Consider the following 15428-nt stretch of genomic DNA (forward strand, 5'->3'; position numbering starts at 1 on the left):
TCGCTCACCGGATGTTGCCCTTCTCGTCCAGGATGCCGAAGTAGGTGGCGGCGGTGTCGACGTCCTTGTCGCCACGGCCGGAGAGGTTGATCATGATCACCGCTCCCTCGCCCAGTTCGCGGCCGAGCACCAGCGCGCCGGCCACGGCGTGGGCCGACTCGATGGCCGGGATGATGCCCTCGGTGCGGCTGAGCAGCCGGAACGCATCCATGGCCTCGGCGTCGGTGACCGGGCGGTACTCGGCCCGGCCGATGTCGTTGAGGTACGAGTGCTCGGGGCCGACGCCCGGGTAGTCCAGGCCGGCGGAGATCGAGTGGGACTCGACCGTCTGTCCGTCCTCGTCCTGCAGGAGGTAGGAGAACGCACCGTGCAGGGCGCCGGGCGAGCCCGCGCCGATGGTGGCGGCGTGGCGGCCGGTCTCCACCCCGTCCCCGGCGGCCTCGAGGCCGACCAGACGCACGGCGGGATCGTCGATGAAGGCGTGGAAGATGCCGATCGCGTTGGACCCGCCGCCGACACAGGCGGCGACGGCGTCGGGCAACCGACCGAGGCTGTTCAGCACCTGCGCGCGGGCCTCGAGGCCGATGATGCGCTGGAAGTCGCGCACCATCATCGGGAACGGGTGTGGTCCGGCGACCGTGCCGAAGCAGTAGTAGGTGCCGTCCGCGTTGGTCACCCAGTCACGCAGCGCCTCGTTGATGGCGTCCTTGAGCGTGCGGGAACCGCTGGTCACCGCGACCACGTCCGAGCCGAGCAGCTTCATGCGGGCGACGTTGAGGGCCTGACGCTCGGTGTCGACCTCACCCATGTAGACCACGCACTCGAGACCGAGGAGCGCACAGGCGGTGGCCGTCGCCACGCCGTGCTGTCCCGCGCCGGTCTCGGCGATGACCCGCGTCTTGCCCATCCGCTTGGCCAGGAGCACCTGCCCCAGCACGTTGTTGATCTTGTGCGATCCGGTGTGGTTGAGGTCCTCCCGCTTGAGCAGGATGCGCGCGCCGCCGGCGTGCTGCGCCAGCCCGCGGGCCTCGAAGATCGGCGACGGCCGGCCGGTGTAGTCGCGCTGGAGCCGATCGAGCTCGTCCAGGAAGTCGCGGTCGACGCGAGCCTTGGTGTACTCGGTGGTGACCTCGTCGATCACGCCCATGAGGGCCTCGGGGACGTACCGGCCGCCGTACTTGCCGAAGTGCCCGCCGAGGTCCGGATCGTGAGTCGTACGGTCGGTCAACCCGTCACTGGAGACGGGGATCGGGTTCCGTCCGGGCGCAGAGGTAGTCACTCCACGAGTCTGCCCGATGCCACGCCCGCTCGACGAGTCGGGTACAGCCGCCGCGGAGCCGCGCCCGGTGTCAGCGGCGAGGCTTGGGGCAGGACGGATGCGTCCCGGCCGTCACGAGGTCCCGCACCGCGGTGCGGGGATCGCCACTGGTGACCAGACCCTCGCCGACGAGCACGGCATCGGCCCCGGCGCCCGCGTACGCGAGGAGGTCCGCGGTGCCGCGCACGCCGGACTCGGCGATGCGGACCACGTTGGACGGCAGGCCCGGCGCGATGCGCGCGAAGGTGTTCTGGTCGACCTCGAGGGTCTTGAGGTTGCGGGCGTTGACGCCGATGACGGTGGCGCCGGCCTCGAGGGCGCGGTCGGCCTCCTCTTCGGTGTGCACCTCCACGAGCGGGGTCATGCCGAGCGATTCGGTGCGGTCGAGCAGCGACACCAGCGCGTGCTGTTCGAGAGCGGCGACGATCAGCAGGATCATGTCCGCGCCGTGCGCGCGAGCCTCGTGGATCTGGTACGGCCCGACGATGAAGTCCTTGCGCAGCACGGGAATGTCGACGGCGCGGCGCACGGCGTCGAGGTCGGCGAGCGACCCTCGGAACCGGCGCTCCTCGGTGAGCACGCTGATGACGCGGGCGCCGCCCTCCTCGTAGGCCCCGGCCAGCACGGCGGGGTCGGGGATGTCGGCGAGCGCACCCTTGGAGGGACTCGCGCGCTTCACCTCGGCGATGACGGCGATGCCGTCCTCCGCCAGCGCGGCGGCGGCGTCGAGGGGCGGGCGCGCGGCCGCGGCGGCCTTCTTCACACTGGCGAAATCGACGGCCGCCTCACGGGCCGCCGCGTCGGCGCGAACGCCGTCGAGGATCGAGTCGAGAACGGTCATCGTGGCCCCCGCGTCCTTTCGCCAGGTACGTGGATGTGAGGTGTAGCTCATCCACGGCATGAGCCTAGAGGCCCCCGGAACGGCTACCGCCACTGGGTGTCCGGGTGGTCCGGTTCACCTCTCGCTCCCCCGGTCGGGCCCGCTCGGGTCCGGCGCCGTCGGGTCCTGTCCGGCGTCGAGTGCGTCCCACAGGGCGCGTTCCGAGACGTCCCCCGAGACGTCCCCCGAGCCGTCGGTCGCCGCGGTCACGGCCGTCGCGGACGCCTGCTCGGCGCGTGCCCGACGCACGGCCGGAGCGTCGTACCGGGCGGACAGACCCCGTGCCCCGCGCGCGGCGCGGGCGATCGCGACGGCACCCGCCAGGGCCGCGAGAGACCCCAGGACCGCGAGGGCGGCCGGCCAGCGGGAGGCGTCCGCGGATACCACCTCGGCGCGGTCCGGCAGCTCGGCGAGCGCCGCCGCCCGACCCGGATCGACGGCGGTCACCAGCAGCCCGACGGCGGGCACGGCGGCGGCCACCGCGACGATCACCACGGCCGCGGCGACCAGCAGCGTCCAGCGCCCGCGCACCGCGAACACGGCGGCGACGGCCGCGACCAGGACGAGCGCCAGCGGCGTGGTCGCGGCGGCCCAGGTCGCGCCGACCAGGGACTGCGAGCGCGGCTCGCCGAGACCGTCGGAGCTGACCACCTGCACCCATGTGGCCCGCGAGGACGCCCACAGCGCGACCGCCGCGAGCGCGAGCAGCAGGACCGCCGCGGCGAGCGGACGCCGCGCCGACGTGCTCACCGGTCGTCCCCGTAGCGACGCACCGTCTCCGCGGCGGCGACGGCGCCCAGCACGGCCATGGCCTTGTTGCGTGCCTCGGTGTCCTCGTACTCCGCCACCGAGTCGGCCACCACCCCCGCGCCGGCCTGCACGAACGCCGTGCCGTCCTTCATCAGCGCGGAGCGGATGCAGATGGCCGTGTCCGCGTCGCCGGCGAAGTCGAGATAGCCGACGATGCCGCCGTAGACGCCGCGGCGGGTGGGTTCGAGTTCGTCGATCAACTCCATCGCCCGTACCTTCGGCGCCCCGGACAGCGTGCCGGCGGGGAAGCACGCCCGGACGGCGTCGAGCGCGTGCCGTCCGTGGTCGAGACGACCGGTGACCGTCGAGACCAGGTGCATCACGTGGCTGTACCGCTCGACGTGCCGATAGTCGGTGACCGTGACGGTGCCCGGCTCGCAGACCCGACCCAGATCGTTGCGTCCGAGATCGACGAGCATGAGGTGCTCGGAGTTCTCCTTCTCGTCGGCCAGCAGGTCCTTCTCGAGGAGCAGATCGTCCTCCTCGCTGGCCCCGCGCCACCGGGTGCCGGCGATCGGATGCGTCGTCGCGACGCCGTCGGCCACCGTGACCAGGGATTCCGGGCTGGAGCCGACGATGGAGAACGCCGTGGTCCCGTCGTCCGCGGGCACGTGCATCAGATACATGTACGGGCTCGGGTTCGACGCGCGCAGCATCCGGTAGACGTCGATAGGGGCGGCGTCGGTGTCCATCTCGAAACGCTGCGAGAGCACCACCTGGAACGCCTCCCCGGCCTCGATCTCCGTGACCAGACGCTCGACGTCGGCGCCGAACCCCTCCGACGTGCGCTGCCGGCGGTACGACGGGGTGGGTCGGGTGTACCCGGCGACCGTCGAGTCCGCCGGGGCGGACAACGCCGCGGTCATGCGGTCGAGCCGCGCCACGGCGTCGTCGTACGCCTCGTCCACGCGCTCGTCGGTGCCGTTCCAGTTGACCGCGTTCGCGATGAGGGTGATGGCGCCCTCGTGGTGGTCCACCGCCGCGAGGTCGGTGGCGAGGAGCATCACCATCTCGGGGATCCGCAGATCGTCCTCGGTGGTCTCGGGGAGCCGTTCGATGAACCGCACGGCGTCGTAACCGAGGTAGCCGACCATGCCCCCCGTCAGCGGCGGCAGATCCGCGAGACGCTCGCTGCGCAGCAGTTCGAGGGTCGCGCCGAGCGCGTCGAGCGGATGTCCGCCCGAGGGCGCCCCGGTGGGCACCTCGCCCATCCACACGGCCTCGCCGTCCCGCACGGTCAGGGCCGACGGCGCACCCGCGCCGATGAACGACCATCGCGACCACGAGCGGCCGTTCTCCGCGGACTCGAGCAGGAACGTGCCCGGCCGGTCCCCCCCGAGCTTGCGGTACGCCGACAGCGGAGTCTCGGAGTCGGCGAGCACCTTTCGGGTGACGGGGACGACGCGATGCTCGGCGGCCAACCGGCGGAAGACCTCGCGCGAGGTGGTGGCGGCATCGACGGGGTCGGTCGTGACGGACATGCTCGCCATTGTCCCGGGTGGCCGGGGATCGGGTGCCACGGCACCCGCCCGGCCCAGCCGGTGCGAGACTGACCGACATGGACAGGACGCGGTGGCTGACCGCCGAACAGCAGGAGGCCTGGCGGGTGTTGGTGGCGTTCACGACGCGCCTGCCCGCGGCGCTCGACACCCAGCTCCAACGGGATTCCGGGCTCACGCACTTCGACTACTTCGTCCTGTCGACGCTGTCGGAGGCGCCGGATCGGCGACTGCAGTTGCGGGTGCTGGCCGAGTTCGCCAACGCCTCGCTGTCCCGGTTGTCCCACGTGATGACGAAGCTGGAGAAGATCGGCTGGGTGCGGCGCGAATCGGTTCCGGGTGTCCGGGGATCGCAGGCGGTCCTCACCGACACCGGCTACGCCAAGGTGGTCGAGACCGCTCCCGGTCACGCCGAGACGGTGCAGTCGCTGGTGTTCGACGGGCTCGACGATCGGCAGGTGCGCACCCTCACCGAGCTCGGCACCACCCTGCTGGACACGCTCGACACGGGAATCGCCCGCGGGCGGAGGTGACCGGTGACCTCGGTCAGGAACCGGCCAGCAGGACGTCCGCGTCGAAGCAGGTGTGGTCACCGGTGTGGCAGGCCCCGCCCTCCTGCTCGACGATGAGCAGCACGGTGTCGCCGTCGCAGTCCAGCCGCACCTCGTGCACGTACTGCGTGTGGCCCGAGGTCTCGCCCTTGACCCAGTACTGCCCGCGCGAGCGCGACCAGTAGGTGCCCTTGCGGGTCGCCAGGGTCATCGCCAACGCGGTGTCGTCCATCCACGCGACCATGAGGACGTCGCCGGTGCCGCGCTCCTGCGCCACGGCGCAGACCAACCCGTCCTCGGTGCGCTTCAGCCTGGCGGCGATGGCCGGATCCAGCGTGGGAGTGCTCATCGGACCGGCACCCCCTCGGCGCGCATCGCGGTCTTGACGTCGCCGACGGTCATCTCGCCGAAGTGGAAGACGCTGGCGGCCAGCACCGCGTCCGCCCCGGCCTGCACGGCGGGCGCGAAGTGCTCCACGGCCCCGGCGCCGCCGCTGGCGATCACCGGCACCGCCACCGCCGCGCGCACGGCGCGGATCATCGCCAGGTCGAACCCGGCCTTGGTGCCGTCCGCGTCCATCGAGTTCAGCAGGATCTCCCCCACCCCGAGCTCGGCGCCGCGCTGCGCCCACTCGACGGCGTCGATGCCGGTGCCGCGGCGACCGCCGTGGGTGGTGACCTCCCATCCGGACGGAGTCGGCGATTCGCCGTCCGGCACGGTGCGCGCGTCGACCGACAGGACGATGCACTGCGACCCGAACCGAGAGCTCAACTCGCGCAACAACTCCGGACGCGCAATCGCCGCGGTGTTGACGGACACCTTGTCGGCCCCGGCACGCAGCAGGGCGTCGACGTCCTGCACGCTGCGGACTCCGCCGCCGACCGTGAGCGGAATGAAGACCTGCTCGGCGGTCCGGGTCACGACGTCGAGCATGGTCGCGCGGCCGCCCGACGAGGCGGTGACGTCGAGGAACGTCAGCTCGTCCGCACCCTCGGCGTCGTACTTCGCCGCGAGTTCCACCGGATCGCCGGCGTCGCGGAGGTCGGCGAAGTTGACGCCCTTGACCACCCGGCCCGCGTCGACGTCGAGGCACGGGATGACGCGGACGGCGAGGCTCACGGGCGGGGTCCTTTCGGGCGAAGGTCGTCGGGGTCACCGATCGCGCGTACGAGGTCGAGGACCTCGTCGTGCACGCCGGGGGCGGCGGCGAGCACCGACCGCGACGCGATGGTCCACTCCTCACCGGCCAGGTCGGTCACGACGCCGCCCGCCGCGCGGACGAGCATGGCCCCGGCGGCGTTGTCCCAGGCATGGTGACCGAACACCAGGGAGGCGCCGAGCGTTCCCGCGGCCGTGAAGGCGAGGTCGAGGCCGGTCGAGCCGTGCATGCGAATGCGCGACGACACCCGGCTCAGCTCGGTGAGGATCTGCAGCCGGTACGCGCCCGGCAGGCGCCCGCGGCTGTCGGCGTTGAACGCGCCGAACCCCACCATGGACGACCCCAGGGTGGTCGGCTCCAGCGCGGGCAACGCCTCGTCGCCGCGGTGGACCGGCCCACCCTCGACGGCCCAGAACCGGTGGCCGGACAGGGGCAGCCAGGTCAGGCCCACCACGGGTCGGCCGTCGACCAGCAACGCGAGAAGCGTTCCGGCCGTGGGCAACCCGTAGGAGTAGTTGAAGGTCCCGTCGATCGGGTCCAGCACCCAGACGGCGCCGGACTCGAGATCGGGTCCGCCGAACTCTTCGCCGTGCACCGGGATGGACGTGCGGTCCTCGAGCTCGCCCGCCAGGCGACGTTCGAGTTCGAGATCGACGGCGGTGGCGAAGTCGTCCGGGCCCTTGGCCACGGCACTGGGCGCGCCGACCCCGGCCAGGAAGCGGTCGTGGACACCGTCGAGCAGGGCCCGCGCGTCCGCGGCCAACCGGTCGAGGTCCAGCGAGGTCACGCGGACGCGCCGCCGGACACCGCGGCGAGCGCGTCGGGCAGCGTGAACTTGCCGGCGTAGAGCGCCTTGCCGACGATCGAGCCCTCGACGCCGCGGTCCGTCAGGGTCGCGATGGCCCGCAGGTCGTCGATGGTGGACACGCCCCCCGACGCGATGACGGGCGCGTCGGTGGCCGCGCAGACCTGCTCGAGCATCTCGAGATTGGGGCCGGTCAGCGTGCCGTCGCGGGTGACGTCGGTGACGACGTACCGGGAGCAGCCGTCGCGGTCGAGGCGCTCCAGCACCTCCCACAGGTCGCCGCCGTCGCTGACCCACCCGCGGCCGCGCAGACGGTGCTCCCCGTCGACGATGCGCACGTCGAGCCCGACGGCGACGCGGTCGCCGTACTCGCCGATGGCCCGTCGGCACCACTCGGGGTCCTCGAGCGCGGCGGTGCCGAGGTTGACCCGAGCGCAGCCGGTGGCCAGCGCGGCGCGCAACGACTCGTCGTCGCGAATGCCGCCGGACAGCTCCACCTTCACGTCGAGTTCCCCCACCACCTCGGCCAGTAGCTCGCGATTCGAGCCCCGCCCGAACGCGGCGTCGAGGTCGACCAGATGGACCCACTCCGCGCCGTCGTTCTGCCACGCGAGCGCGGCGTCACGGGGTGAGCCGTACGCGGTTTCGCTGCCGGCCTCCCCCTGGACGAGACGAACGGCTTGTCCGTCGGCGACATCGACGGCAGGAAGAAGTACCAGGCTCACGTGCGGAAAGATTACGCGAGGGTGCGCACCCAGTTCTCGAGCAGGGTGGCGCCCGCGTCGCCCGACTTCTCGGGGTGGAACTGCGTGGCCGACAGCGGGCCGTTCTCCACCGCTGCGAGGAACTCGCCGCCGTGATCGGCCCACGTGAGAACCGGCGCGGCGAGGCTGTCGCTCGGCAGCATCTCCCACGTCTGCACGCCGTAGGTGTGGACGAAGTAGAAGCGGGTGTCCGGGTCCATCCCGGCGAACAGCACGCTGTCCGCGCCCGGCCGCACGGTGTTCCACCCCATGTGCGGCAGCACCTCGGCCTGCAGACGCTCGACGGTGCCGGGCCACTGCCCGCAGCCGGTGGCGGGCTCGTCGAACTCGACACCGCGGTCGAACAGGATCTGCATGCCGACACAGATGCCGAGCACCGGACGGCCACCGGCGAGACGCTTGTCGATCAGCTCGTCACCGCGCACGGACAGCAATCCGTCCATGCACGCCGCGAACGCGCCCACCCCGGGCACCACCAGGCCGTCCGCCGCCAGCGCGAGACGGTGGTCGTCGGTCACGGTGACGTCGGCACCCACGCGCGCGAGGGCGCGCTGCGCCGAGTGCAGGTTGCCCGAGCCGTAGTCGAGCAGGGCGACCGACGGGGACGAGGTCACAGGGTTCCTTTCGTGGACGGCACGCCCGTCACCCGCGGGTCGGGCTCGACGGCCTGACGCAGCGCCCGCGCGACGGCCTTGAACTCCGCCTCGGTCACGTGGTGCTGGTCGCGGCCGTAGAGCACCCGCACGTGCAGGGCGATCCGGGCGTTGAGCGCGATGGACTCGAAGACGTGACGGTTGATCACCGTCGCGTACGGCGTCCCGGGGTAGCCCCCGATCACGGCGTGCAGCAGGTGGTCCGGCTCGCCGGTGTGCACGCAGTAGGGGCGTCCCGACACGTCCACCGCGGCGTGGGCCAACGTCTCGTCCATGGGAACGAACGCATCGCCGAAGCGGCGGATTCCCTTCTTGTCGCCCAGCGCCTCGCCGAGGGCCTGACCCAGCACGATGGCGGTGTCCTCGACGGTGTGGTGCGCCTCGATCTCGATGTCGCCCTGCGCCCGCACGGTGAGATCGAACGACGCGTGGGTTCCCAGCGCCGTCAGCATGTGGTCGAAGAACGGCACGCCGGTGGAGACGTCCACGGTGCCGGTGCCGTCGAGGTTCAGCTCGACGGAGATCGACGACTCCTTGGTGGTGCGCTCGATCCGGGCGATGCGCGGGGGGCTGACGGTGCTGGTCACGAGGATCCGTTCTGCGTCGAGGACGTGGTCGAGGAGGTGATGGGCGTGCGATCCGGGAACAGGGTCGTCGCGAGCTGCGCACTCACCTCGAGGAAGCGATTGTTCTCCGACTCCAGGCCGATGGTGACGCGCAGATGGCCCTCGATACCGACGTCGCGGATCAGGACGCCGTGGTCGAGGTAGCGCGACCACACGGCGGCCGCATCGTCGAAGCGGCCGTAGAGCACGAAGTTCGCGCTCGACGGGATCACGTGGAACCCGAGCCGGGCGAGCTCGGCCGACACCCGATCACGCTCGGCGGACAGGGCCGCCACCGAGGCGAGGGTCTCGTCCGCGTGCCGCAGCGCGGCGCGGGCGGCGACCTGCGTGAGCACCGACAGGTGGTACGGCAGCCGTACCAGCAGCAGCGCGTCGACGACGGCGGGCGCCGCCACCAGGTAGCCGAGCCGCCCGCCGGCGAAGGCGAACGCCTTGCTCATGGTGCGGCTGACGATCAGCCGCGTCGGGAACTCGTCGATCAGCGTCACCGCACTGGGTGCGTCCGCGAACTCCGCGTAGGCCTCGTCGACCACGAGGACGCCCGTGGTCGCCTCCGCGAGTCGGCGGACGTCCTCGGTCGAGAGCGCGTGCCCGGTCGGATTGTTCGGGCTGGTGACGAAGACGACGTCGGGCGCGAGCCGGTCCAGCGCGGCCACGGCCGCGTCGATGTCGAGGGAGAAGTCGTCGCGGCGGTGGACGTCGAGGAACTCGGTCTGCGTCCCGGCCGAGATGATCGGGTGCATCGAGTAGGACGGCACGAACCCGAGGGCGCGTCGTCCGGGCCCGCCGAAGGCCTGCAGGACCTGCTGCAGGATCTCGTTGGATCCGTTGGCCGCCCACAGATTGTCGACGGTCACCGGCACGCCGGTGCGCCCCGCGACGTACGACGCCAGGTCGGTGCGCAACGCGACGGCGTCCCGGTCCGGATACCGGTGCAGGTCGGCCGCGGCGTCCCGGACCGACGTGGCGACGTCGTCGATCAACGCCGCCGTCGGTGCATGCGGGTTCTCGTTGGTGTTCAGCCGGACGGGCACGTCCAGCTGCGGAGCGCCGTACGGCGACTTGCCGCGCAGCGACTCGCGCAGGGGCAGGTCGGTCAGCTCGACCGCGCGTCCGGGAACACTGCCCACGGAGCCGGTCACAGCGCCTCGAATCGCACCCGCACGGCGTCGCCGTGGGCGGGCAGATCCTCCGCGTTCGCCAGGGCGACGACGTGCGTCGCGACGTCCGCGAGGGCGTCGCGCGAGTAGTCGACGATGTGGATGCCGCGCAGGAACGTCTGCACGGACAGTCCCGACGAGTGCCGGGCGCAGCCCGCCGTCGGGAGCACGTGGTTGGACCCGGCGCAGTAGTCGCCGAGGCTGACCGGCGCCCACGGTCCGACGAAGATCGCGCCGGCGCTGCGGACCCGCGCGGCGACCTCGGAAGCGTCCCGCGTCTGGATCTCGAGGTGCTCGGCGGCGTACGCGTCGACGGTCCGGATGCCGTCGTCGATCGTGTCGACGAGGACGATGCCGGACTGCTCGCCGGCGAGCGCGGTACGCACCCGGTCGACGTGCTTGGTCCGTCCGATCTGCTCCGCGACCGCCGTGTCGACGGCGTCGGCGAGCCTGGGCGAGGTGGTGACCAGGACACTGGCCGCGAGGACGTCGTGTTCCGCCTGGGAGATCAGGTCGGCGGCGACGTGCGTGGGATCGGCGGTGTCGTCGGCGAGGATCGCGATCTCGGTGGGCCCGGCCTCGGAGTCGATGCCCACGACGCCGCGGCACAGCCGCTTGGCTGCGGTGACGTAGATGTTGCCGGGGCCCGTGATCATGTCGACCGGCGCCAGTTCCGCGCCGTCGGTGTCGCGTCCGCCGTAGGTCAGCAACGCGACGGACTGGGCACCGCCGACGGCCCACACCTCCTCGACCCCCAGCAGCGCCGCGGCGGCCAGGATGGTGGGGTGCGGAAGCCCGCCGAACTCGGCCTGCGGAGGCGACGCCACCACCAGCGACGACACGCCCGCCACCTGGGCGGGCACGACGTTCATGACCACCGAGGACGGGTAGACGGCGTTGCCGCCGGGAACGTAGAGACCCACGCGATCGACCGGCACCCACTTCTCGGTGACCGTGCCGCCGGGCACCACCTCGGTGACGGTGTCGCTCCGGCGCTGGTCGCCGTGGACGATGCGGGACCGCTCGATGGACACCTCGAGCGCGGCGCGCACGTCCGGATCGAGCTCCGCGAGCGCGCGGCCCAGGGCCTCCGCGGGCACGCGCACGGTCTCGGGGCGCACCCCGTCGAACTGCTGTCCGTAGTACAGAGCGGCGTCGGCGCCGCGCTCACGGACGGTGTCCACGATGGGCGTCACCAGATGCAGCACCGAGTTCACGTCCACTCCGCCTCGCGGGAGCACCGACCGAAGCTCGGTCGTGGACGGGGAGCTGCCGCGGAGATCGACGCGTCTCAGCTCGGTGCGGGCGGTCATGTGAGGTCCTTTCGGGGACGGCTCGACGAGGGAATGGCCTGTCGATTATCGCGCATCGTCGACGCCGTCACCCGACCGGAGTGCCGACGCGGGCCTACCGGCGGTAGCGCCCGGCGAGCTTCTCGAGCGTGCGCTCGATCCCCTTCGCGTTCTGCGCCGGCATCTTCAGCAGTTCGAGCACCTTCGGCGCCTTGGCGGTGTCGTACCGGAAGCTCTCGGTGACCTCGGTGGTCTCGGGACCGGTCGAGGCCAATTCCCAGCGCCACCGATGGCCCATCGGGTGCTGCCACTCCACGACGCGGTGATCACCGGTGGCGACCACCTCGGTCACCCGGCTCGTGATCTTGTAGGGCACTCCGTACTGCTTCATGGCCACGGAGAATCTGTCGCCGGTCGACACGGCCGTCGGACCGCTCACCTTGTCCTGCACGGTCCCGGAGCCGTCGAGTTCACCGTGTCGGTGCGGATCGGCCACCTGCGCGAACAGCTCGTCCACGGGGGCGTCGACCGTCACCTTCCGCGCGACCGTCCGGGCACCTCTGTCGACCTTCTGCACTGTTGCCATGCCTGCCCTGTTCCCGCTCGGACCGGGTGGGCAAACGCCGTCCGCGTCGGATTCAGCGGAAGTCGAGTCCCAGATCGAGCACCGTCACCGAGTGGGTCAGCGCTCCCACGGCGAGGTAGTCGACGCCGGTCGCGGCGTAGTCGGCCGCATGCTCGAGGGACAGCCCGCCCGACGATTCCAGGCGGGTCGCCGGGTTGATCCGATCGCGTCGCTGCACGGCCGTCTGGGTCTGCCACAGCGGGAAGTTGTCCAGCAGCACCAGGTCGGCGCCTTCGGCGAGCACCTCGTCGAGCTGTTCGAGGGTGTCCACCTCCACTTCGCAGGGCAGGTCGGGCGCGGCCTCGCGGACGGCACGCAGCGCAGCGACGACGGACCCCGCGGCGACCACGTGGTTGTCCTTGATCAGCGCGGCGTCCCCGAGACCGAGGCGGTGGTTCTCTCCCCCGCCCGCACGGACCGCGTACTTCTGCAGGAGGCGCAGTCCCGGCAGGGTCTTGCGGCTGTCCCGCACCACGCATCGGGTTCCGGCGACGGCGTCGACCCACGCCGCCGTCGCCGTGGCGATGCCGGACAGGTGGCACAGCAGGTTCAGCATGGTCCGCTCGGCCGTGAGGATCGGCCGGGTGAGCGCCTCGACCTCGAGGACCACGTCCCCGGGCGCCACCGCGTCGCCGTCGGTCAGCCGCTGCTCGATGCGGTACTCGCCGACCACCTCGTCCAGGACCGCGAGCGCGACGTCGACCCCGGCCACCGTGCCGTGCGCGCGGGACACCACCGCCGCCCGGGTGCGTGCGTCCGCGGCGACGGTCGCGAGGGTGGTGACGTCGGGTCCGTAGCGCAGGTCTTCGGCGAGCGCACGACGGACGACGTCGAGAACCTCGTCGCGATCGACGGGAACGAGGGCGGTCATGACACTCCTGCAGGGACGGGGCGACGGGTGAGGTCGCCTCGGTGGTCGAGATCGGCGGCGCTCAGGACGATGCTCCGGCACTGCGCCGGGTCCGTCCGAGGATGATCGCGGCGGGTGTGGGCGCCCCGGGTCTCGGTCCGGAGCGACGCCGCCGTGGCCGTCGCGGCGAGCAACACGGTCAGCGCGGCGTCCTCGACGTCGCGCACCGTGGCCAGGGGACGCACGGCGGCACCGGCGGCCACCCGGCGGACGGCGTCGATGCCGGCGGCGTCGCGCACCACCCCGATCCCGGCCGACGCGGCGGCCTGCAGCACGGCGCGGTCCAGCCGCCGGGCGACGCGGGGCACCTCCGGCTCGGCGGTCGTGTCGGTGCCGACACGCTCGCGCGCGGCCGCGGCCACCCGCCGACCGAGCACGACGCCCTCGAGCAGCGAGTTCGACGCCAGTCGGTTCGCGCCGTGCAGGCCCGTCCGCGCTACCTCGCCCGCGGCGAACAGACCCGGGACGCGAGTGCGCCCGGCGAGGTCGGTGACGATGCCGCCGCAGGCGTAGTGCGCGGCCGGGGCCACTGGAATCGGCGTCGTGACCGGGTCGACGCCCCGCTCGCGGCACGAGCGGGTGACCGTCGGGAACCGGTGCGCGACGTCGGGCACACCCCGCGCGTCGAGCAGGACGTGGGTCGCGCCGGTGTCGGTCAGTCGCGCCGCGATGGCGCGGGAGACGACGTCGCGGGGTGCGAGGTCGCCGAGCGGGTGGGCGTCGCCGACGACGGGACGGCCGCCCTGGTCGATCAGCCGCGCCCCCTCCCCGCGCAGCGCCTCGCTGATCAGCGGCAGCCGGCCGTGTCCGCCGGGCGAGAAGAACACCGTGGGGTGGAACTGGACGAACTCGACGTCGGCGATCTCCGCGCCGGCCGCCACCGCGAGGGCGATGCCGTCGCCGGTGGCGCCCTCCGGGTTGGTGCCGGCGGCGTGGAGCATGCCGCTGCCGCCGGTGGCGAGCAGGACGGCGGGCGCGTGGATCACGCCGACCGACTCCAACCCCCCGGACTCGCCCGCCGACGCGACGACGACGCCCGCGGCGCCGTGCGGCCCGGTGATCACCGACAGCACCACGGAATCGGTGAGCGCGGTCGGGCCCGCCGCCGTCAGGGCGCGCTGGATCTCCGCGCCGGTCGCGTCGCCGCCCGCGTGGACGATGCGCGCCGTGCGGTGGCCGCCCTCGCGGGTCCGCGCGACGCGTCCGTCCGCGGTGGTGTCGAAGCGCGCCCCGAGCCCGACCAGGACGTCGTACGCCGCCGGCCCGTCGCCGACGACGGACCGCACCGCCGCCGGATCGCACAGTCCCGCACCGGCGGTCACGGTGTCCTCCGCGTGGACCGCGACGTCGTCGCCGGTCGCGGTCGCCATGCCGCCCTGGGCGTAGCGGGTGGAGGTGTCCACCGTGTCCTTGGCGACGACCAGGACGCGCAGCCCCAGCCGGACCGCCTCGGTCGCCGCGGTCAGTCCGGCGACGCCGGCGCCGACCACCACGAGGTCGGCGGTGGCGTCCCAGCCGACCGTCGGGGTCACTCGCCGCCGCCCGGCGACCCGATCGCGATCATGCGCTCGACGGACGCGCGGGCCCGCGCGGCGACGTCGGCGTCGACGTGCACCTCGTCGGCACCCTCGGTGAGGCATCGCAGCAGCGCCGCCGGGGTGATCATCTTCATGTAGGGGCAGGACGCGCGGTCGTTGACCGCGCGAAAGTCGACCTCCGGTGCGGCACGGCGCAATTGGTGGAGCATGCCGATCTCGGTGGCCACCAGCACCTGCCGGGCACCGGTCTCGCGGGCAGCGTCGAGCATGCCGCCGGTGGAGAGGATCTTGACCTTGTCCTCGGGCACGAACCCCTCGCCCGCGAGGTACAGCGCGGACGTGGCGCAGCCGCACTCGGGGTGGACGTAGAGCTCGGCGTCCGGATACGCCTTGGCCCGCGCGGTGAGCTCGTCGCCGTTGATGCCGGCGTGGACGTGGCACTCGCCCGCCCAGATGTGCATGTTCGTGCGACCGGTCTGCCGACGGACGTGTGCGCCGAGGAACTGATCGGGCAGGAACAGCACCTCGCGGTCCGGATCGATGGACTGCACGACCTCGACGGCGTTGGACGAGGTGCAGCAGATGTCGGTGAGACCCTTCACCTCGGCGGTGGTGTTGACGTAGGACACGACGACGGCGTCCGGGTGCTCGGCCTTCCACTCGCGCAGCTGGGCGGCGTCGATGGAATCGGCGAGCGAGCACCCGGCCCGCGCGTCCGGGATCAGCACCGTCTTGCTCGGCGACAGGATCTTCGCCGTCTCCGCCATGAAGTGGACGCCGCAGAAGACGATGGTCTCCTCCTGCGCCTCGGCCGCGATCCGCGAGAGCGCCAGCGAGT

The 15428-nt window shown here is 72.5% G+C and carries 17 protein-coding genes; 1 reads left to right on the forward strand and 16 read right to left on the reverse strand.

Annotated features, from left to right (window positions below; genetic code table 11):
* Window positions 1-4: 4 nt before the first annotated feature.
* The 4 genes from trpB to HQ603_RS14245 form a co-directional block, all read right to left on the reverse strand.
* Window positions 5-1249: a tryptophan synthase subunit beta gene (gene trpB / locus HQ603_RS14230; protein WP_371831058.1), complete on the reverse strand. Its 1245-nt coding sequence runs from the start codon at window positions 1247-1249 to the stop codon at window positions 5-7.
* 100 nt (window positions 1250-1349) lie between these two features.
* Window positions 1350-2159, reverse strand: a complete 810-nt coding sequence (gene trpC / locus HQ603_RS14235) for an indole-3-glycerol phosphate synthase TrpC (protein ID WP_222685178.1) — start codon at window positions 2157-2159, stop codon at window positions 1350-1352.
* A gap of 114 nt (window positions 2160-2273) precedes the next feature.
* A complete protein-coding gene (locus HQ603_RS14240; RefSeq protein WP_222685182.1) occupies window positions 2274-2948 on the reverse strand; it encodes a TIGR02234 family membrane protein in 675 nt (224 codons plus the stop codon).
* Window positions 2945-4498: an anthranilate synthase component I gene (locus HQ603_RS14245; RefSeq protein ID WP_222685184.1), complete on the reverse strand. Its 1554-nt coding sequence runs from the start codon at window positions 4496-4498 to the stop codon at window positions 2945-2947. The genes HQ603_RS14240 and HQ603_RS14245 overlap by 4 nt, the downstream gene beginning before the upstream one ends.
* 68 nt (window positions 4499-4566) lie before the next feature.
* On the opposite strand from HQ603_RS14245, the gene HQ603_RS14250 reads away from it, so the two are divergent.
* Window positions 4567-5040, forward strand: a complete 474-nt coding sequence (locus HQ603_RS14250; protein WP_222685186.1) for a MarR family winged helix-turn-helix transcriptional regulator — start codon at window positions 4567-4569, stop codon at window positions 5038-5040.
* Between the two features lie 13 nt (window positions 5041-5053).
* Here HQ603_RS14250 and hisI read toward each other — a convergent pair whose 3' ends face one another.
* The 12 genes from hisI to nadA all read right to left on the reverse strand — a co-directional run.
* A complete protein-coding gene (hisI, locus tag HQ603_RS14255) occupies window positions 5054-5407 on the reverse strand; it encodes a phosphoribosyl-AMP cyclohydrolase (protein ID WP_222685188.1) in 354 nt (117 codons plus the stop codon).
* Window positions 5404-6177, reverse strand: a complete 774-nt coding sequence (gene hisF / locus HQ603_RS14260) for an imidazole glycerol phosphate synthase subunit HisF (protein ID WP_222685190.1) — start codon at window positions 6175-6177, stop codon at window positions 5404-5406. Before hisF ends, hisI begins: the two co-directional genes overlap by 4 nt.
* On the reverse strand, window positions 6174-7004 hold the full coding sequence (locus tag HQ603_RS14265) for an inositol monophosphatase family protein (protein ID WP_222685191.1): 831 nt from the start codon (window positions 7002-7004) through the stop codon (window positions 6174-6176). The genes hisF and HQ603_RS14265 overlap by 4 nt, the downstream gene beginning before the upstream one ends.
* On the reverse strand, window positions 7001-7747 hold the full coding sequence (gene priA, locus HQ603_RS14270; RefSeq protein ID WP_222685193.1) for a bifunctional 1-(5-phosphoribosyl)-5-((5-phosphoribosylamino)methylideneamino)imidazole-4-carboxamide isomerase/phosphoribosylanthranilate isomerase PriA: 747 nt from the start codon (window positions 7745-7747) through the stop codon (window positions 7001-7003). Before priA ends, HQ603_RS14265 begins: the two co-directional genes overlap by 4 nt.
* A gap of 11 nt (window positions 7748-7758) precedes the next feature.
* Window positions 7759-8400 (reverse strand): imidazole glycerol phosphate synthase subunit HisH, encoded by a 642-nt coding sequence (gene hisH, locus HQ603_RS14275; RefSeq protein WP_222685195.1) that lies wholly within the window; start codon window positions 8398-8400, stop codon window positions 7759-7761.
* Window positions 8397-9026: an imidazoleglycerol-phosphate dehydratase HisB gene (hisB, locus tag HQ603_RS14280; RefSeq protein ID WP_222685197.1), complete on the reverse strand. Its 630-nt coding sequence runs from the start codon at window positions 9024-9026 to the stop codon at window positions 8397-8399. The genes hisH and hisB overlap by 4 nt, the downstream gene beginning before the upstream one ends.
* Window positions 9023-10195 carry a histidinol-phosphate transaminase gene (locus tag HQ603_RS14285; protein WP_222685224.1) on the reverse strand — a complete coding sequence of 391 codons (1173 nt, stop codon included), beginning with the start codon at window positions 10193-10195 and terminating at the stop codon, window positions 9023-9025. The genes hisB and HQ603_RS14285 overlap by 4 nt, the downstream gene beginning before the upstream one ends.
* Before the next feature lie 8 nt (window positions 10196-10203).
* Window positions 10204-11538, reverse strand: a complete 1335-nt coding sequence (hisD, locus tag HQ603_RS14290) for a histidinol dehydrogenase (RefSeq protein WP_222685198.1) — start codon at window positions 11536-11538, stop codon at window positions 10204-10206.
* 94 nt (window positions 11539-11632) lie between these two features.
* Complete coding sequence (locus HQ603_RS14295; protein WP_222685199.1) at window positions 11633-12103, reverse strand: SRPBCC family protein; 471 nt, start codon at window positions 12101-12103, stop codon at window positions 11633-11635.
* Window positions 12104-12155: 52 nt separating this feature from the next.
* The gene (gene nadC / locus HQ603_RS14300) at window positions 12156-13013 is read right to left on the reverse strand and encodes a carboxylating nicotinate-nucleotide diphosphorylase (protein WP_222685201.1); all 858 of its coding nucleotides are present in this window, start codon (window positions 13011-13013) and stop codon (window positions 12156-12158) included.
* Entirely contained in the window at window positions 13010-14584 is a 1575-nt protein-coding gene (nadB, locus tag HQ603_RS14305; protein ID WP_308126538.1) for an L-aspartate oxidase, read from the reverse strand. Before nadB ends, nadC begins: the two co-directional genes overlap by 4 nt.
* Window positions 14581-15428: quinolinate synthase NadA (nadA, locus tag HQ603_RS14310; RefSeq protein WP_222685205.1), on the reverse strand; the 848-nt coding region annotated here is incomplete at its 5' end. The genes nadB and nadA, both read right to left, overlap by 4 nt.

The organism is Rhodococcoides corynebacterioides, assembly GCF_019834675.1.
Taxonomy (GTDB): Bacteria; Actinomycetota; Actinomycetes; order Mycobacteriales; family Mycobacteriaceae; genus Rhodococcoides; species Rhodococcoides corynebacterioides_A.

Bases quoted from the DNA above. Each gene is read 5' to 3' on its own strand.
- trpC (WP_222685178.1), bottom strand. From the start codon at position 2,159: ATGACCGTTCTCGACTCGATCCTCGACGGCGTTCGCGCCGACGCGGCG.
- HQ603_RS14245 (WP_222685184.1), bottom strand. From the start codon at position 4,498: ATGGCGAGCATGTCCGTCACGACCGACCCCGTCGATGCCGCCACCACC.
- HQ603_RS14250 (WP_222685186.1), top strand. From the start codon at position 4,567: ATGGACAGGACGCGGTGGCTGACCGCCGAACAGCAGGAGGCCTGGCGG.
- hisI (WP_222685188.1), bottom strand. From the start codon at position 5,407: ATGAGCACTCCCACGCTGGATCCGGCCATCGCCGCCAGGCTGAAGCGC.
- hisD (WP_222685198.1), bottom strand. From the start codon at position 11,538: ATGACCGCCCGCACCGAGCTGAGACGCGTCGATCTCCGCGGCAGCTCC.
- HQ603_RS14295 (WP_222685199.1), bottom strand. From the start codon at position 12,103: ATGGCAACAGTGCAGAAGGTCGACAGAGGTGCCCGGACGGTCGCGCGG.
- nadC (WP_222685201.1), bottom strand. From the start codon at position 13,013: ATGACCGCCCTCGTTCCCGTCGATCGCGACGAGGTTCTCGACGTCGTC.